Here is a 20,388-nt window from a genome sequence, read left to right on the forward strand (position 1 = left end):
TCTCATGAAATCCCGTCTTCCGCATCTCGCCGTCGCTGCCATCGCATTCGCCTGCCTGGGCGCCAACGCCGCCGAACTGACCGGCCGCCTCAAGGCCATCAAGGAGCGCAACACCATCACCGTGGCCTACCGCGAGTCCTCGATCCCGTTCTCCTACCTCGGCGGCAACGGCCAGCCCATCGGCTATGCGCAGGACATCTGCCAAAGAATCGTCGATGACATCAAGACCGCCATCGGCAGCCCGGACCTCGTGGTGAAGCGCCAGGCCGTGACCTCGCAGAACCGCATCCCGCTGATCCAGAACGGCATCATCGACCTCGAGTGCGGAACGACCGTCAACAACCCCGAGCGGCAGGCGTTGGTGAGCTTCAGCACCACCTACTTCGTGGTCGGCACCAAGTTCGTTTCGCGCAAGGCCGACAAGCTCGCCACGCTGCAGGACCTCAAGGGCAGGACCGTCGTGGCGACCACGGGATCGAACACCGTGATGCGCCTGCGCGGCATCGACCGCAAGGAAGGCCTGAACCTCAACCTGATCCAGGCGAAGGATTTCTCGGACAGCATGCTGACCTTCACCTCGGGCCGCGCCGATGCCTTCTTCGAGGACGACATCAACCTGGTCGGGCAGATCTCGTTCTCGCTCAATCCGGCCGATTTCAGCCTGAGCACCGACACCCTGAGCCGCGACCCCTATGCGGTCATGCTGCCGCGCGGCGAGCCCGAGTTCAAGGCCGTGGCCGACAAGGCCATCGCGCGGTTGTTCACCAGCGGCGAGATCAAGGCGCTCTACGACAAGTGGTTCCAGTCGCCGATTCCGCCGCGCGGCGTGAACCTGCACTTTCCGATGAGCGATGCGCTGGCCAAGGTGATCGCGAGGCCGACGGATTCGTCGAATCCGGCGGACTATTGAGCAAGGAGTCCGGTGTGCCTGGCACTCGCAAGGTCGGCATCTTGGGTGGCATGGGGCCCGCGGCCGGCGCGGATTTCCTGCGGCTCTTCGTCGGCGCCTGCGAGGCACGGCTGCGGGCCAGCGGCAGTCCCGTGTCCGATCAGGCCTTTCCCGAACACTGGCTCGCGCAGCTGCCGGTGCCCGATCGCACCCTGGCGCTGCTCGAGGACGGCCCTTCGCCCTTCGAAGGAATGACGAGCGGCATCGAGGGCCTGCGCAGCCACGGCGTCGCGAGTATCGCGATCGCTTGCAACACCGCACATGCGTGGCACGCGAAGCTGCAGCGCTCGCATCCCGGCGTGGAGCTGCTGCACATCGTCGAAGAGACCGCGAAGTACCTCGCGGCCCAGCGCATCGAAGCGGTGTGCCTGCTCGCGACCCAGGGCACCTACAGCCTGGGCTTCTATCAGGCGGCGTTGGCGGAGCGCGGCATCGCCTGCCATCTGCCGACGGAGCCGGAGAGAGAGCAGGTCATGCGCGGCATCCGCGATGGCGTGAAGGCCGGGGACCTCGGGCTCGCGACGCGGCTGTTTGCCGAGGTGGCGCGGCGGATGGTCGAGCGGCATGGGTGCGACAGCCTGCTGCTGGCTTGTACGGAGATACCGCTGGCGCTGCATGGTGTGCCGGGGCATGCGGGGGCGCGGTTGGTGGATCCGGCGGAGGTGTTGGCGAGGGCGTTGGCGGGGCGGGCCTATGCAGTGGGCTGAGTTTGGCCATGGTGCTCCTCCATAAGGAGGAGTGGCAATCCGGAAATCGGGAACCGTCCATCCTCTGATGTAGCATCCGCGCGCTCAAATCAAGAGGGAGAGGTTTCCGATGGAAAGAGGGTTGCGTTTTTCGCCGATCGTCGTTGGACTGGCGGTCTTGCTGACGGCGTGTGGTGGGGGCGGAGGTAGTGGTGGCGGTGGTTTTCCCTTGGTGGGCGCGGCCCCTTCGACCACGCCCGCGTCTTCGGACCCGACATCCACGCCGAATCCCGAAGTACCGTCGGGAACATCGGAACCCACGGGGCCTTCAGGCCCCACGCCCGGTACGGATCCCGATCCGGGTTCTCCCAAGCGGACGACGCCCTATTCATACAAGGTCGGAAGCGCGACCTACGAGAACCGCGAGGCGTTCCTGGCCGAATTGAGCAGCCCGACGATGGCGGGCCGTCTCTTTTTCTCGACCACGGGTGCCGAGGAGGGCGGGCAGACGGTCGTGAAGGCGGTCTACGAAAAGAGGGGCGATGCCACGAAGTACGAGCATCGCATGGTATCGGCGACCGATTCCAGGTCCGCCGCAGGCCTCAAGGCGCAGGGTGCCGAAGGCTTTATTCCGACTGCGGTCTGGGTGGATCCCACCAAGGTGGGGCTTCAAGCGATTTTCAGCAAATCGCTGGATGCTCCGAAGAAGTACGAGTACGTCGAAGTCGACGATCTGACTGGCAAGGTCGATCCCGAAGCAGTGGCGCCACTGAACGTACTGGGGCAGCAAGGCTATTGCAAGCTGGACTTGAGCTTCGATGGGAAGACAGTTCTATCGAGGGAGTTGCCGACATCGGCGCGATGCACCTTCGAGTCGCAGCCGACGCGCTCTCTGGTGTTCAGCGAGTTCGTGGGCCAGTTGAACGATCAAGGCCAGAAAGGCTACAAGTTCGTGCTCAATACTTCGACGTTCACTTCCGCGGGCGCCAAATACGCGACGCTTTTCGTGCGGGACGCATCACAAAAGACGACATTCCACTACGAGATCGCGCTCAATACGCTGGTTGGCCTGGGCACCCAGCAGGCCAGGGACGAATATCTGGCGGTATTGAATCGCCAGGGTGCGGCAGGCGCTCGATGGGTGACCGATTTTGCTGAGAACGGGAAGAGTTTCCGGGTGTTCATGACCGCCTACGATTGCAGCGGCCTCTTGTGCAACTGACCGGCGGTGGTTTTGATCGGCGCAGAAATTCTCTGCTCACCGATCGACACCCCTCGGCATAAAGCCGACAGGGGCGGCGAACCCCTGTCGTTGACCGCGTCTCTCGTGGGCTGGCTCAGAGCCCCAGCGCCTTCGCCACCCCCGCCCCATACGCCGGATCGGCCTTGCTGCAGTTGTCGATGTGCCGCCGCTTGATGAACTCCGGCGCATCGCCCATCGCGCGTGCCGTGTTGTCGAACAGCACCTGCTGCTGCTCGGGCTTCATCAGGCGGAACAGGTCGCCGGGCTGCTTGTAGTAGTCGGCGTCGTCCTCGCGGAAATTCCAGAAGTCGGCGTCGCCGCGCAGCTTGAGCGGCGGCTCGCGGTAGTCGGGCTGTTCCTGCCATTGGCCGAAGCTGTTGGGCTCGTAGTGCAGGGTGCCGCCGTAGTTGCCGTCCACGCGCATGGTGCCGTCGCGGTGGTTGCTGTGCACCGGGCAGCGCGCGGCGTTCACGGGGATCTGGTGGTGGTTGACGCCGAGGCGGTAGCGCTGCGCGTCGGAGTACGCGAACAGGCGCGCCTGCAGCATCTTGTCGGGCGACACGCTGATGCCGGGCACCAGGTTGTTGGGCGCGAAGGCGCTTTGCTCGACGTCGGCGAAGAAGTTCTCGGGGTTGCGGTTGAGCTCCATCACGCCGACCTCGATCAGCGGGTAGTCCTTCTTGGGCCAGACCTTGGTGAGGTCGAAGGGGTGGTAGGGCACCTTCTCCGCATCGGCCTCGGGCATGACCTGCACGTAGAGGGTCCACTTGGGGAAGTCGCCGCGGCCGATCGAATCGAACAGGTCGCGCTGGTGGCTCTCGCGGTCGCCGCCGACGAGCGCGGCGGCCTCGGCGTCGGTGAGGTTCTGGATGCCCTGCTGCGTCTTGAAGTGGAACTTGACCCAGAAGCGCTCGTTGGCCGCGTTGACGAAGCTGTAGGTGTGCGAGCCGAAGCCGTGCATGTGGCGGTAGCTCGAGGGGATGCCGCGGTCGCTCATCACGATGGTGACCTGGTGCAGCGCCTCGGGCAGCGAGGTCCAGAAGTCCCAGTTGTTGGTGGCGCTGCGCATGTTGGTCTTGGGATCGCGCTTCACCGCCTTGTTGAGGTCGGGGAACTTGCGCGGGTCGCGCAGGAAGAACACGGGCGTGTTGTTGCCCACCAGGTCCCAGTTGCCTTCCTCGGTGTAGAACTTCAGCGCGAAGCCGCGGATGTCGCGCTCGGCATCGGCCGCACCGCGTTCGCCGGCAACGGTGGTGAAGCGCGCGAACATCTCGGTCTTCTTGCCGACGGCGCCGAAGAGCTTGGCGCGGGTGTACTTCGTGATGTCGTGCGTGACGGTGAAGGTGCCGAAGGCGCCGGAGCCCTTGGCGTGCATGCGGCGCTCGGGAATGATCTCGCGGTTGAGGTTGGCGAGCTTCTCGATCAGCCAGACGTCCTGCATCAGCAGCGGGCCGCGCGGGCCGGCCGTGAGGCTGTTCTGGTTGTCGACCACGGGCGCGCCGAAGGCGGTGGTCAGGGGTGTCTTGTTCTGGGGATCGGATGGGTTGCTCATGGGGCGTCCTCTCGTCGTGGGTTGAAAGCGGGTCCACTCTACGAGCATCCGATGACCTTTCCAAACGACCTCCGTGGGGGGACGGGGGATACGATGGAATGATGCGGCGCGGCGCGGAATGGAGTAGGCAATCGGCCCGCCCCTCCGCGCGCCATCGCCGGCCCTAGCCGCGCATCCGTTCGACCGCGTCGATCCAGCGCACGAAGGCCGCCATCTGGTCAGTCACGAACTTGCGCGTGGTCTCGTCGGTGCAGCGCCCGCTCTCGGCGTCGAACTTGGTGGGCGCGTGGCCGATGAAGACCTCGGGCTTGACCAGCGGCATGGCGTTGAGGAACAGCATGACCTTGCGCAGGTCGTACTGCACGCGCGCGCCGCCCAGCGGGCCCGGCGCGGCGCTGACGATCGCCACCGGCTTGGCGTTGAAGGGCTGGTCCTCGCCGCGGCTGAGCCAGTCGATGAGGTTCTTGAGCCCGCCGGGAATGCTGAAGTTGTACTCGGGCGTGGCGATCAGCACGCCATCGGCGGCGCGGATGCGCTCGCGCAGCGCGGCGACCAGTGCCGGCAGGCCGCGCGCGTAGTCGTCGGCATCGAACACGGGCACCTCGCGCCATTCGAGCAGGGTGAGGGAGGCGCCCTCGGGCAGGACCTCGCGCGCGAGCTGGACCACGTGGCGGTTCACGGAGGCGGCGCGCAGGCTGCCGCAGAGGGCGACGATGTCGCGGGTTGTCATTCGGAATCCTTCGGGGGCAATGGGAACGAGAAAGTGGCGAGCGGGCTCACTCGAGCGAGATGTTGTTGTCCTTGACGACCTTGACCCAGCGCTTCGACTCGGTGCCGACCAGCTGGGTGAAGTCTGCCGGAGAACCGCCGACGGGAATCAGCCCGAACTCGCCGAGGTAGCGCCGGTACTCGTCGGACTCGGCGATGCGGCGCGACAGGCTGGCGAGCAGGTCGACGATGGGCTGCGGCGTGCCCTTGACCGCGAAGACCCCATGCCACGAGTCGCCCTCGAAACCCGGGAAGGCCTCGGCCACGGTCGGCACCTGCGGCAGCGACTCGAGCCGGTGCGTGCTCGACACGGCCAGCGGCCGCACCTTGCCGGCCTTGATGTAGGGCAGCACGTCGGCGATCGGCGAAAACGCGGTGCTGACGCGGCCGCCGAGCACGTCGGTCAGGCCGCCGTCGCGGTAGGGCACGTGGTTGAGCGCGAGGCCGGCGCTGTTGGCGAAGTAGGCCATCGACATGTGCGGCACCGTGCCCACGCCGTACGAGGCATAGCTGACCTCGCCGGGCCGGGCCTTTGCGTCCTTGATGAGGTCGGCGAGCGTCTTGTAGGGGGACTGCACCGGCACCGAGACCACCAGCGGGATCGACAGCATGCGCGTCACCGGCACCAGGTCCTGCGGCTGGTAGGGCAGCTTCTTGTAGACGAAGGGGTTGATGGTGAGCGTGCCGCTCGCGGTATAGAGCAAGGTGTAGCCGTCGGCGGGCGCGGTGGTGACGGCCTGCGTGCCGACGATGGTGGAGGCGCCGGCGCGGTTGTCGATCACCACGGGTTGCTGCAGCTGCTTGGAGATGCGGTCGCCCCAGTAGCGCGCCATCACGTCGGGCGCGGTGCCGGCGGGGAACGGCACCACCACGCGGATCGGCTTGCTTGGGTACTTGTCCTGGGCTAGAGCGCTGGCGGCGGCGGCGAGGCCGAGGGCCAGCGTCCAGGCGGCGCGTTGGAAGAAGGGGCGGATCGCGGTCGGCATGGTGGTCTCCGGTGGGCCGGACTTGGGTGCCGGCTGGTTGAAGCGCGGGGTGCGCGCAGTGCCAGCGAATCTAGGTGTTCCATCGAGCGCAATGAAGCGCCCCCGGCGGAAAGCTTTGTTCCGCCTGCAGGAAAACTCGGGCGCGGGAGTATCCTCGGCGCCTCTTCGAACCCGCCCACGGACCCAAGCGATGGACACGCCGTTCAGCCTGCCTTCCGCCTATCGCCTCGCGTCGACCCGCCGCTGGGGCCGCACCCAGGGACTGACGGTGACGCCGACCGGCGCGGCGCGCGGCCGGCGCGAGTTCCTGTGTTTCCGGCCCGGCTTTTATCTGTCGCTGGGCCATGTCACGCACCTGGAAGAAAGCCGCGAGGTCTACCGCAGCGGCGACTTCATCAAGCTGCATTTCCGGCTCGAGGGCGAAAGCCGGGTCGGCCAGCCCGGCAGCACGGGCGCGCAGACGGTGAGCGCGATGAGCGTGAGCACCCTGCTGCAGCCGCCCGGCGCGGCCAAGGAGGAGTTCTTCGCGAGCGAGGTGCGCGAGCGCTCGGTCACGCTGTGCTGTTCGCGCGATTTCCTGTCGGAGGAACTGGGCCTGCTCGAGCTGCCGCTGGATGGGCCTTTCGGCGCTTTCATGCAGGCGCGGCCCGATCGCTTCGAGCTGCTGCGCTTTCCGCTGAGCACCGCGCAGCACGAGATCGCCGATGCGCTGCTCGACGACGGATCGGGCGACCGCTTCAGAGGGATCTATGCCGAGGCCAAGGCTTTCGAGTTGCTGCATGGCTTTCTGACGCGCGGCTTTGGCGATGCGCCCGTCGATGGCGCCACGGCCGCGGCGCGCGAGCGGCTGGCGCCGCTCAAGGAGCACATCGACACGCACCTCGGCGAGGTCTTCGATGTGCGTGGCCTGGCGCGCCGTTTCGGGCTCAGCGAGAGTCGCCTCGCGCGCGGCTTTCGGCAAGCATATGGCAGTTCGCTGTTCGAGTACGTGGCCAAGGCGCGGCTGGCACGCGCTCGGGTTCTGCTGGAACAGGGGCACCAGAGCGTGACCGAGATCGCGCTCGACGTGGGTTATGGCCATGCCGCGAACTTCAGCACCGCCTTCAAGCGCCACTTCGGGCTGAGCCCGCAGGCGGCTCGGCAGGCCGCGCGCTCGGGTCACCGCGGGCACTGACGCGACGGCTCAGACCACGTCGGCCGGGGCGATCAGCACCCGCGTGTACTTGTTCATCGCCTCGACCTCGAGGCCGAGCCAGCGCGCGACCTGCTCCACCGACGTGCCGCGGCGAAGCTGGCGCAGCGCGAAGGTATGGCGCAGCCGGAACGAGCCACCCTCGGTGCTGTCGAGCCCGGCCTGCGTGAGCAGCTCGCGGGCGCAGCGGTAGTGCGATTCCTTGCCCCAGGGCTTGCCCGTGCGCGTCGAGGGAAAGAGCTGCTCGCCCGGGATGCCCAGTTCGGCGCGGACCTGCAGCCAGTGCTTGAGCAGCTCGGCGGCCCAGGGCGCGATCGGCGTTTCGCGCGGCGGCAGGTTGCCGTTGCCGGGCACGGCGATCTTCCAGGGGCGATCGGCCACGCGGCCCCCTGCGGTGGTGGGGGCATCGATGGCCAGCGCGCGCACATCGCCTGGCGCGAGGCCGGCACCGAGCTGCAAGCCGACGGCCGCGTGATTGCGCAACTGCTGCCAGGTCAGCGGCTGGCCGCGACCTTCCGACGAGGCACCGGGGCGCGGGCGGGCACTCGAGAGAAAGAGGATCAGGTGCTTGGCCTCGGACGCCGACAGGAACTCGGGCGGCGGGTCGGCACTGGCCGCTTCGGCATAGCGGATCTCGGGATGGGCCAGCAGCCAGTCGGCGGCCGCCGTGCTCGGGGGCAGGTCGTGCATGGCGCAGCGATGCCGCAGCACGTGGTCGATCAAGCGCACCAGCCGCAACGCATGGCGCGGCGAGAGCGATAGGTCGCTGCTCTTGATGCCGTAGCGCGCGGCCTTGAAGGCGTCGAGGTCGGCGGGTGACAGGGACTCCAGCGTCACCTTCGGCGACTGGCTCAGGCACCACGAGGTGAAGCCGTTCCACATGTCGCGGTAGACGGCCATCGACGAGGCCTCTCGCAGGGTGCCGGCGGCGCTGCGGGCCGCGAGCCATTCCTGGAAAGCCGTTTCATGCGGGCTGCCGATGGGGTCGGTATCGAAGAGGGAAGGCGTGACCATGAAAATACGCTAACGGCCTGGGTTTGTGGTTGAGGAACGGTGTTTGTTTCGGCGGAGGCTTAAATCAGAGTCGTATCAAGAGTAGGCCGTTAGTGTATTTACAGGACCATGATCCTGCTGCTGATAGAGGCCTGAAAGAGACATCTTTTCGACTCCCACTAGCCGACCTGTGGCAACCCGACCCATCGCACTACCGTTTTCCGTTGGCAACTTGTCGGGCAGCCGTTTTCAAGAATCGCCCGAGGCCGCCGAGATGCCCTCCGACAGGCCATCTCGTGGGGACGCTGCAAGTTCCAGCGCATGCTGAGCCTGAATGCCCTCTCACCCATGCTGGCCGACTCGCGCACCATCGATCTGAGCGAGTCGGGCTGGATCTACGAGCAGCGATTGAGCGGTTGCCGCCTGCTGGCGCAGACCCGCACGCCCACGCGATCGGGCAAGGTGCAATTGCAGACGCGTGACGGCTCGGATGCCACGGGGTGGTTTCCCGAGGTGGTGGAGAGCCTGGCCCAGTTGAAGGAAGGGCCCTGCATCCTCGATGGCGTGGCCTGTGTGCTCGACGACAGAGGCCGCTGCGACCGCGAGGGGCTCAGCGAACGTGCCAAGCGGCGCGGGTGGTATCGCGGCGCCAGGCCGGTGTTCTATTTCGTCTTCGACCTGCTGATGGTGCAGGGCACCGATTTCACCAACGAGCCCTTGTCGCAACGCAAGCAAAGACTCGCGCGTCTGCTCGGAACGCCCTTGCTCAACGTGATACCAGTGCACCACTACGAACGTTCGGAGGCCGTCGCATTGCTGCAGCAGGGCAGGGCCCAGGCGGACTTCGCGGGACTGATGGCCAAGCGGGGAGCCAGCATCTACAAGCCTGGCATCCGCTCGGCCGATTGGGTGGCACTGAACGCACAGGGTCCGCACGAGCGCATTGCGACCTGAGCCGATGCCTCGGCGCCTTCAGCGGGTGTCGGTCGTCTCGAGCTTGGCGGCCAGTTCCTCGAGGATCGAGCGCAGCTGTGCGATCTTGCGTTCGCCGAGCAGTCCGGCCAGCCGCTCCTCGTAGCTCTTCGACAGCACGATCCCGGTCAGCACCGCCTTCTCGCCGCGCGCGGTGAGCTGCACCGTGTTGGCCCGGCGGTCCTGCGCGTCGGGCGTGACCGTGACGAGGCCGCAGCCCTGCATCTGCTCGACGAGGTAGCTCATGCTCTGCTTGGTCATGCCGGCGCGCGCCGCGAGCTCGCTCACGCGCGAACTGCCGGGCCCCAGGTTGCGCAACACCGCGCTGAAGGCGGGCCGGATGTCGTCGAAGCCGCTTTCCCGGAGCTCCGCATAGAGCCATCCGGACATGCGCTCGTAGGGCATGCGCAGCAAGGCACCCAGGGTCTGGTGGGTGTCGGTGAAGGGCTTTTCCTGTGGCATCGCGCGAGTATCTCGAACGACAGTCCACCTGTCCATCTGCGATCCCGCCTATGGCCAATGGCCGATGGAAAAGACAGGGCCTTTGTCAATAATTGGCAGACATTCTGTCTTTCAACGGCGCCCCGGCAGAGGCGTCACCTGCATCAGGAGCTTTGGCTTGCAAACGATCGAACACAACCTGGCGGTGGTGGACCGCCATATCCAGGGGGAGGCCCGCGATGTCGACTCCATCCTCGACCTCTACACCGACGACATCGTGCTCGAGGTCCCGGGCCGCGGCCTGCGCTTCGTCGGCCGCGATGCCGTGCGTGCCAACTACCTCGCGATGTGGCCGTCGATGGCGGAGGTGGAGATCACGCCGCTCGACCGCTTCGCCACCGAGCACCGCGTGGTCGACGACATGCTCGTCCACCTGCGTCTCGTCGGACCGGGCATGGTCAACGCGCCGGTGGCCATCGGCTCGCGCGTGGCGCTGCGCCTCGTTCACCACTTCGAGATGCGCGACGGACGGATCGCGCGCGAGCAGGTGTTCGAGATGTGGAACCTGCGCGAGCCCGAGGCCGGTCGCTGAACAGGAAGAGGCATTCGCAGCGGAACCAGTCCCGGCTTTAGCGAGTCGCATCGATCGGTCGGTGAGCAGCCGTCTTGCGCGTGTCGGCATCTCTTCCGACAGGCGCGGCGAAGGCCGCTGACTACGCTCGTCGGCAGACCCGGGTGACACCGGGACCCGATTCCAGCCACGCCTGCTTCTGCGTCACGCGACATGTCCTCGATGCCTCTGCCACCGTCCCTCCATCCGTTCTTTCTCCGGAAGCAGCCGAAGACGCTCGCATCGAGCTGCATCGGGCGCGACACGCTCTCGCATTCCGAGCAGCACCAGGGATGGGAATTCCACTACAGCCTCGCGCCGGTGCCCGCGCGCGCCACCTTCTCGGGCACCGCGCAGATCCATCGCCAGGGCGAACGGCATTGCGAGCTGCCGATCTTCGAACCGCAACGCAATGCGCTGGCATCGATCGACCTGTTGCGCGAGCAATGCCTGGCGTGGATCGAGAGCCGCTCGGCCATTACGGGCCAGCCGCCGCCGAACGCCGGCTGATAACCCATGGACTGGATCTCCTGGCTGCAATGGCCCGCCTTCGTCGCCTCGGTCGGCGCCGCCTGGCTGGTGGCATCGAATGCGAAGGGCAGGCGCAACACGGGGTTCTGGGTATTCCTCGCGAGCAATGTGCTGTGGGGCATCTGGGGCGTGTATTCCAGCGCCTGGGCGCTGATCGCGCTCCAGGTGTGCCTGGCGGCCATGAACCTGCGCGGTCTCGGCAAGACCAAGGAGGCGTCGTCGCAGAACTGATCGGCAGCCGAATCGGAGCGAAAAACAGCCCCATCAGTCAAAAATAGCCAATAGGGCTAGAATGGCCAGATTCCTCCCTCGGAGAAGTCCATGGCTGCCATCTGGCCCCCGCTCGATCAACTGCCGCGTCAGAACGCCTCGCAGGTCAAGAACCGCTGGGGCGAGGTCGTGCGCCAGGTGCGCCAGTCGGGCAGCGTGGCGATCACCAACCACGCCAATGTCGAAATGGTGCTGCTCGACGCAGCCACCTACGAACAGCTGACCACCGACCTGCAGGCCCTGCGCTCGCGCGAAGCCCATGTGCTCGAGGAGCTCGGCGCGCGCTTCGATGCGCGGCTGGCGGTGCTGCAGCAAGAGGACAGCGCTGACAAGCTCGACGGCCTGTTCGAAGCGCGCGGCAAGCAGCGCCGGCGTCCGAGGGCCGGCGAAAGCTTCTGATGGGCACCGCCGCGGCACGGCGGCCGTTCATCTTCGTGCTGGCCGGCGTCAATGGCGCCGGCAAGAGCTCGGTCGGCGGCGCGATGCTGGCCGAGCACGGCCTCGACTGGTACAACCCCGACCGCTTCGCGCGCGAGCTGGTGGCCGCGCTCGGCATCGACATCGCCGATGCGAACGGCCGCGCCTGGGAACACGGCCGTGCGCGGCTAGCGGCCGCCGTCGAGAGCGGCCGCAACTTCGCCTTCGAGACCACGCTGGGCGCCCGCACCATCCCCGACCTGCTGGCGCGCGCCGCGCACAGCCACGACGTCTCGATGATCTTCTGCGGCCTGGCCTCGCCCGAACTGCATCTGCGCCGCGTGCGCGCCCGCGTGCTGCGCGGCGGCCACGACATCCCCGAAGCGAAGATCCGCGAGCGCTGGACGGCCTCGCGCGCCAACCTGATCCGGCTGCTGCCGCATCTCGCGCGGCTGCAGGTGTTCGACAACAGCGCCGAGGCCGCGCCGGGCGAGGAGATCGACGATCCCCTGCTGGTGCTCGAAGTCTTCGGTGGCCGGGTCACGCACCCGGCATCCGAGGACACGGCGGCGCTGGCCGCCACGCCCGCGTGGGCGCGGGCCATCGTGCAGGCGGCGATCGAGCAGGCTCGGTCGCCGGACAGCACGGCCTGATTCAGGCAGGCACCGCGCCGGGCCGAACCGTCTCGCCCGCGATCGCGCGCCGCGCGACATGGGCCACGCCCTCGGCATCCAGCATGTAGTGGCGGTACAGGTGCGTGGGCGGCGCGATCAGGCTGTACTCATCGTGGATGCCGTGGCGCACGAGGCGCACCGACCCGCCGACATCCGACAGCACCTCCGCCACCGCGGCGCCCAGGCCGCCGAGCACGTTGTGCTCCTCCACCGTCATCAGCAGTTTCGATCGGCCGGCCGCCTCGAGCACCGCCGCGCGGTCCAGCGGCTTCACCGTGGCCATGTCGAGCACGCCGACCGACAGCCCCTCGGCGCGCAGCGCCTTGGCCGCCTCGAGCGCGGAGAAGACCGGCATGCCGCAGGCAATGATCGTGAGGTCGGTGCCCTGGCCGTGCGCGATCGCCTTGCCGATGCGGAAGTCGATGCCGCCCGCGTAGATCTCCGGATCACGGCCGCGCCCGATCCGGAAATAGATCGGTTCGGGCCAGTCGACCGAGGCCTTGATCGCGGCCTTCAGCTGGTGGCCGTCCGCGGGCGAGATGATCGTGAGCCCGGCGATCGAGCGCATGGTGCCGATGTCCTCGGTCGCATGGTGCGAGGTACCGTAGAAGCCGAGCGAGATGCCCGTGTGGTGGCCGATCAGCCGCACCGGCAGCGCGCTGTAGGCCACGTCCATGCGGATCTGCTCGCAGCACAGCAGGCCCAGAAAGGAAGCGAAGGTCGCCACGAACGGCATCTGGCCCGTGGTCGCGAGGCCGGCGGCGGCCGACACCATGTTCTGTTCGGAGATGCCGAACTGGATGTAGCGCTCGGGAAAGGCGGCCGCGAACTTGTTGAGGCCGTTCGAATACTGCAGGTCGGCCGAGCCGGCCACGACCGGATGGCCGGCCTCGGCGAGTTCGATCAGGGCGTCCGACAGCATGCCCAATCCGGGCGTGGTGGCGTTGAGCGAGCGGTACTGCCAGCTTTCGGGGGAGAGGGGTTGGGACATCGGGTGGGCCTCGTGGTCAGATTTCGGTTTGCATGATTTCTTCGATCGCGCGCGCGGCGTCGTCGGGCGACAGGTAGCCCAGGTGCCAGCCGGGCTCGGTCTCCATGTACGACACGCCCTTGCCCTTCACCGTGTGGGCGATCACGCAGGCGGGCCGCTCGCGCCGCGCGTCCTGCTTGAGGCGGCGCAGCAGTTGCGTGAGGGCCGAGAGGTCGTGGCCGTCGACCTCGTGCGTCTCCCAGCCGAAGGCGCGCCACTTGTCGGCCAGGCCCTCGATGCCGATCACGTCGTCGACGCGGCCGTCGAGCTGGAAGCCGTTGCGGTCGACAATGGCGATGAGCTTCGAGAGCCGGTAGTGGGCCGCGAACATCGCCGCCTCCCAGACCTGGCCCTCCTGCATCTCGCCGTCGCCGAGCATCACGAAGGTGTCGAAGCCGCGCTTCGCGATACGGCCGCCGAAGGCCATGCCGGCACCGGCCGACAGCGCATGGCCGATCGAGCCCGAGCTGAAGTCGATGCCCGGCACCTTGCGCATGTCGGGGTGGTCGCCCAGCGGATTGCCCAGGCGGGTGTAGCCGTCGAGCGTGGCGCGGTCGATGTAGCCGTACTCCGCGAGGATCGGGAACAGGCCCACCGCCGCATGGCCCTTGCCCATGAGGAAGCGGTCGCGATCGGGCCAGCGGGGCTCGTTGGCGCGGATGTCCATCACGTCGTAATAGAGCGAGGCGAACAGCTCGGCGGCGGAGAACACCGAGCTGTAGTGGCCGACCTTGGCGATCTCGATCAGCCGGATCGTTTCGAGGCGGATGAAGCGGGCCTTCTCGCGCAGGCGGTGGAGCTCTTCCGCGGACAGGGCGGGCGGGGCGGGCGGTGATTCGGACGGGAATGGCATATCGATTGCGTGGCTAGGGGGTGAGAGAAGCCCGCGTGCATGGGCATGCGCCGCGGGCGGGCTAAAGGGTTCGGGAGCGTCGTGCCGGGGCTGCGTCCTCCATCGGGTTTTCCATCAACGGGTCGGGCGAAAAAAGACTTGTCTCGCTCGAAATCAACATATAGGATATATCCTACATCACTGATCGAGACCTGCAAAGTCCGATTTCCCACCCACTGTCCAGAAGGTTGTCCATGACGGTTGCATCCGCGCGTTCCCGCTGTCGCGCAGGCATTTCCAAACTCGCCGCGCTCCTCGCGCTGGCCGCCGCCGCCACCGCGTCGATGGCGGCCGATCTCACGGTCGTCGGCTTCGGCGGCGCCCTGCAGGAAGCGTTTCGCAGCGCCTACTTCGAGCCGTTCAGGAAGCAGGGCGGCATCGCGCTGGTGGAGGACAGCTACCCCGGCGGCTACGCGCGGCAGAAGGCCATGGTCGAGACCGGCAACGTGACCTGGGACCTGGTGCAGATGGACGAGAACGAGATGGCCTCGGCCTGCGAGCAGGGCCTGCTCGAGCCCATCGACCGCAAGCAGTTCGCGAAGGCGCAGGACATCAACCCCGCGGCCTTCGCCAGGTGCGGCGTGGGCGCCTTCGTCTGGTCGAAGGTGCTGGCCTACGACGGCCGCAAGTTCGGCGACAACGGGCCGCGCACCTGGGCCGAGTTCTGGGACACCCGGCGCTGGCCCGGCAAGCGCGGCCTGCGCAAGCAGCCGCGCATGACGCTGGAGATCGCGCTGCTCGCGGACGGCGTGCCCGCCGCCGATGTCTACAAGGTGCTCGCCACCAGGGCCGGCCAGGACCGCGCCTTCGCCAAGCTCGACCAGCTGCGGCCTTCCATCGTCTGGTGGGAGTCGGGCGCGCAGCCGCTCGAATGGCTCGACAGCGGCACGCTGGCCGCCACCGCCGCCTACAGCGGACGCATCGCCTCGGCCAACCAGCAGGGCAAGCAGTTCCGCTTCAGCTGGGACGGCCAGCTCTACAGCATGGACTACTGGACCGTCGTCAAGGGCAGCCCGCACCGCCAGCAGGCCTACGCGCTGCTCGACTCGATGTTCGACGCGCAGCGCCAGGTCGCCTTCGCGCAGGCCATTCCCTACGGCGTGACCAACACCCGCGCCGCCGCCGCGATGCCCGGGGCGCTGCGCCCGTTGCTGCCCACCTCGCCGCAGAACCTGCGCAACGCGCTGCTGCTCGACACCGCCTTCTGGGTCGACCACGAGGAAGAGCTGCTGCAGCGCTTCACGCGCTGGGTGTCGCAACGTTGAGGCCCGCGACGATGTCCACCGGTTCCTCCGCCGTCTCGCTCGCCGTTCCCGCTGTGCCGGCGGGTGCCGGCGCGGCCCTCCGGCGCTCGACCCACCGCGCGGGCCGGCGCCAGCGGCTGGTGTCGCTGCTGCTGGTGGCGCCGCTGCTGATCTACGGCGCCGTCTTCTTCCTGCTGCCGCTGGCGATGATGATCCACCGTGCCGTCGACAACCCCGAGGTGCGCGAGGCGCTGCCGCGCACCGCGCAAGTCCTCGCCGACTGGAAGTCCGCGGCCGGCTCGCTGCCCGGCGACCCCGCCTTCGCCGCGCTGGCCGCCGACATGGCGCAGGCCCAGGGCACGCGCGCCATCGGCGAGCTCGGCCGCCGCATGAACTACGAGATCAGCGGCTATCGCACGCTCGTGATGAAGACTGCGCGCCGCGCCGGCACCGACGCGCCCGCCGCACACGATGCCAGAACCTGGCTGCTCGAGGTCGACCCGCGCTGGGGCGAGGCCGCCTACTGGAGCGCGCTGCGCCGCGCCGCCACGCCCTACACCGGGCGCTACCTGCTGGCCGCGCTCGACATGGCGGAGAACGACGAGGGCCGCATCGTGCGCGCCGAGCCCGACCAGCGCATCTACCTCGACATCCTCTGGCGCACCCTGTCGATCGCGGGCGCGGTCACGCTGGCCTGCCTGCTGCTCGGCTATCCGCTCGCGGCGCTGCTGGTGAAGGCGCCGAAGCCGATCGCCTTCGCGATCATGCTGGCGGTGCTGCTGCCCTTCTGGACCTCGCTGCTCGCGCGCACCACGGCCTGGATCGTGGTGCTGCAGGAGAACGGGCTGGTCAATGCGCTGCTGCAGGCCATCGGTGCCGTGAACCAGCCGCTCGCGCTGATCTTCAATGCCACCGGCCTCTACATCGTGATGGTGCACATCCTGCTGCCCTTCGCCGTGCTGCCGATCTACAACAGCCTCAAGGGCATCCCGCCGCACCTGATGCGCGCCTCGTCCTCGCTCGGCGCGCACCCGGTGCGCGGCTTCCTGCACGTCTACCTGCCGCTGAGCCTGCCGGGCGTGGCGGCCGGCGGCCTGCTGACCTTCATCGTGGCCGCCGGCTACTACATCACGCCCTCGCTGGTCGGCAGCGCGCGCGAGCAGATGCTCGGCTACTTCGTCGCCTTCTACGCCAACAACACCGTCAACTGGGGCATGGCCTCGGCGCTCGGCCTGATGCTGCTGGCCTGCGTGATGGCGGTGTACCTGGTGGCGGCTTCCACGCTCGGCGTGAAGCAGCTTGCGGGCATCAAGTGAAAGACGGGAACCCCTTCGCATGACCCACCGCCAATTCGCCCGCGCCGCCGGCGCCGTGCACTACCTGTACGGCGCGCTGATGGTGTGCTTCCTGCTGCTGCCGCTGCTCGCGATGACGCCGATCTCGCTGAGCGCCGGCTCCTTCCTGTCCTACCCGCTGCCGGGCTTCTCGACGCAGTGGTACCAGCGCGTGTTCTCGCCCGGCCCCTGGCTCGATTCGCTGCGCAACAGCCTCGTGGTCGGCGTGTGCTCGACCCTGATCGCCACCGTGCTCGGCACGCTCGCGGCCTTCGCCTTCGCGCGGCGCAACCTGCCGGCGCGGCGCACGCTGCTGGGCTTCCTGATGGCGCCGATGATCGTGCCGCCCGTGATCACCGGCCTGGGCATGTACTTCCTGTTCTCGCGCATCGGGCTCACGGCCTCGCTGCCGGGACTGGTCATTGCGCACGCGGTGCTGTCGACGCCCTTCGTCGTCATCACGGTCACGGCCACGTTGCAGCAGTTCGACATGGGCCTGCTGCGCGCCGCCTACAGCCTGGGCGCCTCGCCCGTGCGCGCCTTCTTCACCGTGGTGGTGCCGATTGTCATGTCGGGCATCGTCTCGGGCGCGCTGTTCGCGTTCATCACCTCGTTCGACGAGGTCGTGGTCGCCATCTTCATCGGCGGTCCTGGCCAGCGCACGCTGCCGCGCCAGATGTTCGACGGCATCCGCGACACCATCGACCCCTCGATCATCGCCATGTCGACCTTCCTGATGGTCGTCGCGGCGGTGGCGCTCACGCTGTCGGCCTGGCTGAGCCAGCGCGCGGCCCCTGTTCAACGCCCCCAGGACCCCGGAAGCTCCTCATGAACCCAGACTTCTCCGCCGGCGTCGCCCACGTCGACGGCCAGTACGTCGCGCTGCGCGACGCCCGCATCCCCCTCGTCGACCGCGGCTTCGTGCGCTCCGACGCCACCTACGACGTGGCCCACGTCTGGCAGGGCCGCTTCTTCCGGCTCGACGACCACATCGACCGGTTCCTGTGGTCGATGGGCGAGCTGCGCATGAGCCTGCCGCTCTCGAAGAAGGAGATGCGCCACATCCTCGAGCAATGCGTGGCGCTCAGCGGCCTGCGCGACGCCTATGTGCAGATGACCTGCACGCGCGGCGTGCCGCCGCCGGGCTCGCGCGATCCGCGCGAATGCCAGAACCGCTTCTATGCTTTCTCGCAGCCCTTCGTGTGGATCGGCACGCCGGCGCAACAACGCACGGGGCTCGCGATGGTGATCAGCCAGGTGCAGCGCATCGCGAGCGCGGCGATCGACACGCGCGTGAAGAACTTCCACTGGCTCGACCTGACCATGGGCATCTTCGAAGCCTACGACCGCGGCGCGCTGGTCGCCGCGCTGCCCGATGCGCAAGGCAACGTGACCGAGGGCGCGGGCTTCAACATCTTCGGCGCCAAGGACGGCGCGCTGTTCACGCCACGGCGCAACGTGTTCGAGGGCATGACGCGGCGCACCGTGATCGAGCTCGCGCGCCAGCTCGGCATCGGCTGCGAACTGGCCGACATCCCCGTGCAGCGGCTGCGCGAGGCCGACGAGATCTTCATCACCAGCACCGCCGGCGGCGTGATGCCCGTGACCCGGCTCGACGAGGCCAGCGTGGGCAACGGCGAGGTCGGTCCGCTGACGCAGCAGCTGCAGCGCATGTACTGGCAGCGCGCGGCGGACGACCCGCGCAACACCCCCGTGCCCTACGAGAACGTGGCCGCCGCGCGCGGCGGCAAGGAGCTCGCATGATCGTCGTCACCGGAGGCACCCACGGCATCGGCGCGGCCATCGTCGCGCAACTGGCGGGCAACGGCGAACAGGTGCTGTTCACCGGCCGCGACACCGCGGCCGGCGAGGCGCTCGCGCAGCACACCGGCGCGCACTTCGCGGCCGCGGATGCGTCCGACCCCGCGGCCGTGGCCGAGGTCGTCGCGCGCGCCGAGGCGCTGGGCGGCGGGGTCATCGACGGGCTGGTCAACAACGCGGGTGCCGGTTCGCGCAGCGCCTTCCTCGAGCTGGGCGTCGACGACTGGGACCGGCTGATGGCGGTCAACCTGCGCTCGGTGTTCCTGTTCAGCCAGAAGGCGCTGCCGGCCCTGCAGAAGTCACAGCGCGGCGCCGTCGTCAACGTGGCCTCGATCGCCGGCAAGGTCGGCGAGGAGGGGCTCGCGGCCTACTGCGCCTCGAAGGGCGGCGTGATCGCTCTCACGCAGGCGCTGGCGCTGGAGTTCGGCGAGCGCGTGCGCTTCAACGCGGTGTGCCCGGGCCAGATCGCCACGCGGATGATGGCGCGCGTGATCGCCGACGCCGACCGCCTGGCCGCGCTCACGCGGCGCATTCCCGCCGGCCGGCTCGGCGAGGCCGGCGAGGTGGCCGACACGGTCTGCTGGCTGCTCTCGGCGCAGGCCAGCTTCATCAACGGCGCGGTGCTCACGGTCGATGGCGGCGAAACCGCCGGCTACCGCACGCCGCCGCTGCCCGGCGCACCGCGCGCCTGAACGCTCCTCCCTTCGATAGCGAGACACCCATGCTTCCCGTCCTCTACACCCCCATTCACCGCGAGCACGAGCCCTCGTTCTTCTTCGTCACCGGCCGCTTCACGCCCGCGCAGGAGCGCATCGACCGCGCGGAGCAGCTGCGCGACGCGGCCGTGCAGGCCGGCTGCGAACTCGTGGTCGCCGCCGAGCATGGCCTGGGCCCGGTCGCCGACGTGCACACGCCCGACTACCTGTGCTTTCTGCAGGACGGCCATCGCCGCTGGTCCGAGATCCCGGGCGCCGCGCCCGAGATCGTGCCCAACGTGTTCGCGGTGCCGGGCCTGCAACACGGCTACCCCGAGCGCGTGGTCGGCCAGGCCGGCTACCACATGCAGGACCTGGCCTCGCCGATCGGCCCGGGCACGGCCGCCGCGGCCTTCGCCTCGGCCAACCTCGCGGCCGATGCCGCGCAGCGCGTGCTGCAGGGCGCCAAGGCGGCCTACGCGATCTGCCGGCCGCCCGGCCACCACGCCTACCGCGAGCGCGGCGGCGGCGTCTGCTACCTCAACAATGCCGCGATCGCCGCGCAGCTGCTGCGCCGCCATGGCCGCCGCGTGGCCGTGATCGACATCGACGTGCACCACGGCAACGGCACGCAGGGCATCTTCTACGAACGCTCCGACGTCTATTTCGTCTCGCTGCACCGCGACCCGACGAACTACCACCCTTACTTCTGCGGCTACGCGCAGGAGCGCGGCGCCGGCGCGGGCCTGGGCTACAACCTGAACCTGCCGCTGCCGGCGGAGACCGGCGACGACGCCTACCTGGTGGCGCTCGAGCATGCCTGCCGCCGCCTCGCGGCCTACAGCCCCGACGCGCTGGTGATCTCGCTGGGCCTCGATGCGCACGAGCACGACCCGTTCAAGGGCCTCAAGGTCACGACCGAGGGCTTCCGCCGCATCGGCGAGCGCCTGGGCCGGCTCGGCATGCCGAGCGTGATGGTGCAGGAGGGCGGCTACGACTGCGACCACATCGGCGCCAACCTCGTGCACTTCCTCGACGGCTTCACGGGCGGCCTGCGCGCCTGAGCCCGTTTCTCTCTTTCCTCCCCG

23 protein-coding genes are annotated in these 20,388 nt (G+C 68.3%); 16 read left to right on the forward strand and 7 right to left on the reverse strand.

Annotated features, from left to right (window positions below; genetic code table 11):
* Positions 1–4: 4 nt before the first annotated feature.
* The 3 genes from AC07RM_RS24020 to AC07RM_RS24030 all read left to right on the forward strand — a co-directional run bounded on the left by AC07RM_RS24020 (position 5) and on the right by AC07RM_RS24030 (position 2,857).
* On the forward strand, positions 5–910 hold the full coding sequence (locus AC07RM_RS24020; protein WP_495336159.1) for an amino acid ABC transporter substrate-binding protein: 906 nt from the start codon (positions 5–7) through the stop codon (positions 908–910).
* A gap of 14 nt (positions 911–924) precedes the next feature.
* The gene (locus tag AC07RM_RS24025) at positions 925–1,656 is read left to right on the forward strand and encodes an aspartate/glutamate racemase family protein (protein WP_495336160.1); all 732 of its coding nucleotides are present in this window, start codon (positions 925–927) and stop codon (positions 1,654–1,656) included.
* A gap of 109 nt (positions 1,657–1,765) precedes the next feature.
* Entirely contained in the window at positions 1,766–2,857 is a 1,092-nt protein-coding gene (locus AC07RM_RS24030; RefSeq protein WP_495336161.1) for a hypothetical protein, read from the forward strand.
* A gap of 115 nt (positions 2,858–2,972) precedes the next feature.
* On the opposite strand, the gene AC07RM_RS24035 is transcribed toward AC07RM_RS24030, so the two are convergent.
* The 3 genes from AC07RM_RS24035 to AC07RM_RS24045 form a co-directional block, all read right to left on the reverse strand.
* Positions 2,973–4,430, reverse strand: a complete 1,458-nt coding sequence (locus AC07RM_RS24035; RefSeq protein ID WP_495336162.1) for a catalase — start codon at positions 4,428–4,430, stop codon at positions 2,973–2,975.
* Between the two features lie 163 nt (positions 4,431–4,593).
* Positions 4,594–5,160: an NADPH-dependent FMN reductase gene (locus AC07RM_RS24040; RefSeq protein WP_495336163.1), complete on the reverse strand. Its 567-nt coding sequence runs from the start codon at positions 5,158–5,160 to the stop codon at positions 4,594–4,596.
* Positions 5,161–5,206: 46 nt separating this feature from the next.
* Positions 5,207–6,184 (reverse strand): Bug family tripartite tricarboxylate transporter substrate binding protein, encoded by a 978-nt coding sequence (locus AC07RM_RS24045; protein WP_495336164.1) that lies wholly within the window; start codon positions 6,182–6,184, stop codon positions 5,207–5,209.
* A gap of 190 nt (positions 6,185–6,374) precedes the next feature.
* Here AC07RM_RS24045 and AC07RM_RS24050 point away from each other — a divergent pair, with 190 nt between their 5' ends.
* Positions 6,375–7,358 (forward strand): helix-turn-helix domain-containing protein, encoded by a 984-nt coding sequence (locus tag AC07RM_RS24050; RefSeq protein ID WP_495336165.1) that lies wholly within the window; start codon positions 6,375–6,377, stop codon positions 7,356–7,358.
* A gap of 9 nt (positions 7,359–7,367) precedes the next feature.
* Here the strand turns inward: AC07RM_RS24050 and AC07RM_RS24055 are convergent, their stop codons facing one another.
* Positions 7,368–8,390 (reverse strand): tyrosine-type recombinase/integrase, encoded by a 1,023-nt coding sequence (locus AC07RM_RS24055; protein ID WP_495336166.1) that lies wholly within the window; start codon positions 8,388–8,390, stop codon positions 7,368–7,370.
* Between the two features lie 300 nt (positions 8,391–8,690).
* Here AC07RM_RS24055 and AC07RM_RS24060 point away from each other — a divergent pair, with 300 nt between their 5' ends.
* A complete protein-coding gene (locus AC07RM_RS24060) occupies positions 8,691–9,323 on the forward strand; it encodes an ATP-dependent DNA ligase (protein ID WP_495336167.1) in 633 nt (210 codons plus the stop codon).
* 18 nt (positions 9,324–9,341) lie between these two features.
* Here the strand turns inward: AC07RM_RS24060 and AC07RM_RS24065 are convergent, their stop codons facing one another.
* Positions 9,342–9,803 carry a MarR family winged helix-turn-helix transcriptional regulator gene (locus AC07RM_RS24065; RefSeq protein WP_281077207.1) on the reverse strand — a complete coding sequence of 154 codons (462 nt, stop codon included), beginning with the start codon at positions 9,801–9,803 and terminating at the stop codon, positions 9,342–9,344.
* A 157-nt stretch (positions 9,804–9,960) separates the two neighbouring features.
* On the opposite strand from AC07RM_RS24065, the gene AC07RM_RS24070 reads away from it, so the two are divergent.
* From AC07RM_RS24070 to AC07RM_RS24090, 5 genes are all read left to right on the forward strand, one after another.
* Positions 9,961–10,374 (forward strand): nuclear transport factor 2 family protein, encoded by a 414-nt coding sequence (locus AC07RM_RS24070; protein ID WP_431513819.1) that lies wholly within the window; start codon positions 9,961–9,963, stop codon positions 10,372–10,374.
* Positions 10,375–10,566: 192 nt separating this feature from the next.
* A complete protein-coding gene (locus tag AC07RM_RS24075) occupies positions 10,567–10,902 on the forward strand; it encodes a hypothetical protein (RefSeq protein ID WP_495336168.1) in 336 nt (111 codons plus the stop codon).
* A gap of 6 nt (positions 10,903–10,908) precedes the next feature.
* A complete protein-coding gene (locus AC07RM_RS24080) occupies positions 10,909–11,154 on the forward strand; it encodes a hypothetical protein (protein ID WP_208508349.1) in 246 nt (81 codons plus the stop codon).
* Positions 11,155–11,244: 90 nt separating this feature from the next.
* Positions 11,245–11,592 (forward strand): type II toxin-antitoxin system prevent-host-death family antitoxin, encoded by a 348-nt coding sequence (locus tag AC07RM_RS24085; RefSeq protein ID WP_495336169.1) that lies wholly within the window; start codon positions 11,245–11,247, stop codon positions 11,590–11,592.
* Positions 11,592–12,263 carry an ATPase gene (locus AC07RM_RS24090; RefSeq protein ID WP_495336170.1) on the forward strand — a complete coding sequence of 224 codons (672 nt, stop codon included), beginning with the start codon at positions 11,592–11,594 and terminating at the stop codon, positions 12,261–12,263. The genes AC07RM_RS24085 and AC07RM_RS24090 overlap by 1 nt, the downstream gene beginning before the upstream one ends.
* 1 nt (position 12,264) lies before the next feature.
* Here AC07RM_RS24090 and AC07RM_RS24095 read toward each other — a convergent pair whose 3' ends face one another.
* Both AC07RM_RS24095 and AC07RM_RS24100 read right to left on the reverse strand, forming a co-directional pair.
* Positions 12,265–13,275, reverse strand: a complete 1,011-nt coding sequence (locus AC07RM_RS24095) for a transketolase family protein (RefSeq protein ID WP_495336171.1) — start codon at positions 13,273–13,275, stop codon at positions 12,265–12,267.
* A gap of 16 nt (positions 13,276–13,291) precedes the next feature.
* On the reverse strand, positions 13,292–14,167 hold the full coding sequence (locus AC07RM_RS24100; protein WP_495336172.1) for a transketolase: 876 nt from the start codon (positions 14,165–14,167) through the stop codon (positions 13,292–13,294).
* 233 nt (positions 14,168–14,400) lie between these two features.
* Between AC07RM_RS24100 and AC07RM_RS24105 the strand changes: the two genes are divergently transcribed.
* The 6 genes from AC07RM_RS24105 to AC07RM_RS24130 are packed head-to-tail and all read left to right on the forward strand — an operon-like array spanning position 14,401 to position 20,364.
* Positions 14,401–15,471 (forward strand): ABC transporter substrate-binding protein, encoded by a 1,071-nt coding sequence (locus AC07RM_RS24105; protein ID WP_495336173.1) that lies wholly within the window; start codon positions 14,401–14,403, stop codon positions 15,469–15,471.
* A gap of 11 nt (positions 15,472–15,482) precedes the next feature.
* Positions 15,483–16,766 carry an ABC transporter permease gene (locus AC07RM_RS24110; RefSeq protein ID WP_495336174.1) on the forward strand — a complete coding sequence of 428 codons (1,284 nt, stop codon included), beginning with the start codon at positions 15,483–15,485 and terminating at the stop codon, positions 16,764–16,766.
* A 19-nt stretch (positions 16,767–16,785) separates the two neighbouring features.
* Complete coding sequence (locus tag AC07RM_RS24115) at positions 16,786–17,616, forward strand: ABC transporter permease (RefSeq protein WP_431513826.1); 831 nt, start codon at positions 16,786–16,788, stop codon at positions 17,614–17,616.
* Positions 17,613–18,548 carry an aminotransferase class IV gene (locus AC07RM_RS24120; protein WP_493211189.1) on the forward strand — a complete coding sequence of 312 codons (936 nt, stop codon included), beginning with the start codon at positions 17,613–17,615 and terminating at the stop codon, positions 18,546–18,548. The genes AC07RM_RS24115 and AC07RM_RS24120 overlap by 4 nt, the downstream gene beginning before the upstream one ends.
* Positions 18,545–19,297 (forward strand): SDR family NAD(P)-dependent oxidoreductase, encoded by a 753-nt coding sequence (locus tag AC07RM_RS24125; RefSeq protein ID WP_208508358.1) that lies wholly within the window; start codon positions 18,545–18,547, stop codon positions 19,295–19,297. Before AC07RM_RS24120 ends, AC07RM_RS24125 begins: the two co-directional genes overlap by 4 nt.
* A gap of 29 nt (positions 19,298–19,326) precedes the next feature.
* Positions 19,327–20,364 carry a histone deacetylase family protein gene (locus tag AC07RM_RS24130; RefSeq protein WP_495336175.1) on the forward strand — a complete coding sequence of 346 codons (1,038 nt, stop codon included), beginning with the start codon at positions 19,327–19,329 and terminating at the stop codon, positions 20,362–20,364.
* The last annotated feature ends 24 nt before the right edge of the window (positions 20,365–20,388 follow it).

The organism is Variovorax sp. GW821-FHT09B05, from assembly GCF_059418265.1.

Excerpts from the sequence above, each read along its gene's own strand:
- AC07RM_RS24020 (WP_495336159.1), top strand. The coding sequence starts at position 5 with ATGAAATCCCGTCTTCCGCATCTCGCCGTCGCTGCCATCGCATTCGCC.
- AC07RM_RS24030 (WP_495336161.1), top strand. The coding sequence starts at position 1,766 with ATGGAAAGAGGGTTGCGTTTTTCGCCGATCGTCGTTGGACTGGCGGTC.
- AC07RM_RS24035 (WP_495336162.1), bottom strand. The coding sequence starts at position 4,430 with ATGAGCAACCCATCCGATCCCCAGAACAAGACACCCCTGACCACCGCC.
- AC07RM_RS24040 (WP_495336163.1), bottom strand. The coding sequence starts at position 5,160 with ATGACAACCCGCGACATCGTCGCCCTCTGCGGCAGCCTGCGCGCCGCC.
- AC07RM_RS24045 (WP_495336164.1), bottom strand. The coding sequence starts at position 6,184 with ATGCCGACCGCGATCCGCCCCTTCTTCCAACGCGCCGCCTGGACGCTG.
- AC07RM_RS24050 (WP_495336165.1), top strand. The coding sequence starts at position 6,375 with ATGGACACGCCGTTCAGCCTGCCTTCCGCCTATCGCCTCGCGTCGACC.
- AC07RM_RS24055 (WP_495336166.1), bottom strand. The coding sequence starts at position 8,390 with ATGGTCACGCCTTCCCTCTTCGATACCGACCCCATCGGCAGCCCGCAT.
- AC07RM_RS24060 (WP_495336167.1), top strand. The coding sequence starts at position 8,691 with ATGCTGAGCCTGAATGCCCTCTCACCCATGCTGGCCGACTCGCGCACC.
- AC07RM_RS24065 (WP_281077207.1), bottom strand. The coding sequence starts at position 9,803 with ATGCCACAGGAAAAGCCCTTCACCGACACCCACCAGACCCTGGGTGCC.
- AC07RM_RS24075 (WP_495336168.1), top strand. The coding sequence starts at position 10,567 with ATGTCCTCGATGCCTCTGCCACCGTCCCTCCATCCGTTCTTTCTCCGG.
- AC07RM_RS24080 (WP_208508349.1), top strand. The coding sequence starts at position 10,909 with ATGGACTGGATCTCCTGGCTGCAATGGCCCGCCTTCGTCGCCTCGGTC.
- AC07RM_RS24085 (WP_495336169.1), top strand. The coding sequence starts at position 11,245 with ATGGCTGCCATCTGGCCCCCGCTCGATCAACTGCCGCGTCAGAACGCC.
- AC07RM_RS24090 (WP_495336170.1), top strand. The coding sequence starts at position 11,592 with ATGGGCACCGCCGCGGCACGGCGGCCGTTCATCTTCGTGCTGGCCGGC.
- AC07RM_RS24095 (WP_495336171.1), bottom strand. The coding sequence starts at position 13,275 with ATGTCCCAACCCCTCTCCCCCGAAAGCTGGCAGTACCGCTCGCTCAAC.
- AC07RM_RS24100 (WP_495336172.1), bottom strand. The coding sequence starts at position 14,167 with ATGCCATTCCCGTCCGAATCACCGCCCGCCCCGCCCGCCCTGTCCGCG.
- AC07RM_RS24105 (WP_495336173.1), top strand. The coding sequence starts at position 14,401 with ATGACGGTTGCATCCGCGCGTTCCCGCTGTCGCGCAGGCATTTCCAAA.
- AC07RM_RS24110 (WP_495336174.1), top strand. The coding sequence starts at position 15,483 with ATGTCCACCGGTTCCTCCGCCGTCTCGCTCGCCGTTCCCGCTGTGCCG.
- AC07RM_RS24115 (WP_431513826.1), top strand. The coding sequence starts at position 16,786 with ATGACCCACCGCCAATTCGCCCGCGCCGCCGGCGCCGTGCACTACCTG.
- AC07RM_RS24120 (WP_493211189.1), top strand. The coding sequence starts at position 17,613 with ATGAACCCAGACTTCTCCGCCGGCGTCGCCCACGTCGACGGCCAGTAC.
- AC07RM_RS24125 (WP_208508358.1), top strand. The coding sequence starts at position 18,545 with ATGATCGTCGTCACCGGAGGCACCCACGGCATCGGCGCGGCCATCGTC.
- AC07RM_RS24130 (WP_495336175.1), top strand. The coding sequence starts at position 19,327 with ATGCTTCCCGTCCTCTACACCCCCATTCACCGCGAGCACGAGCCCTCG.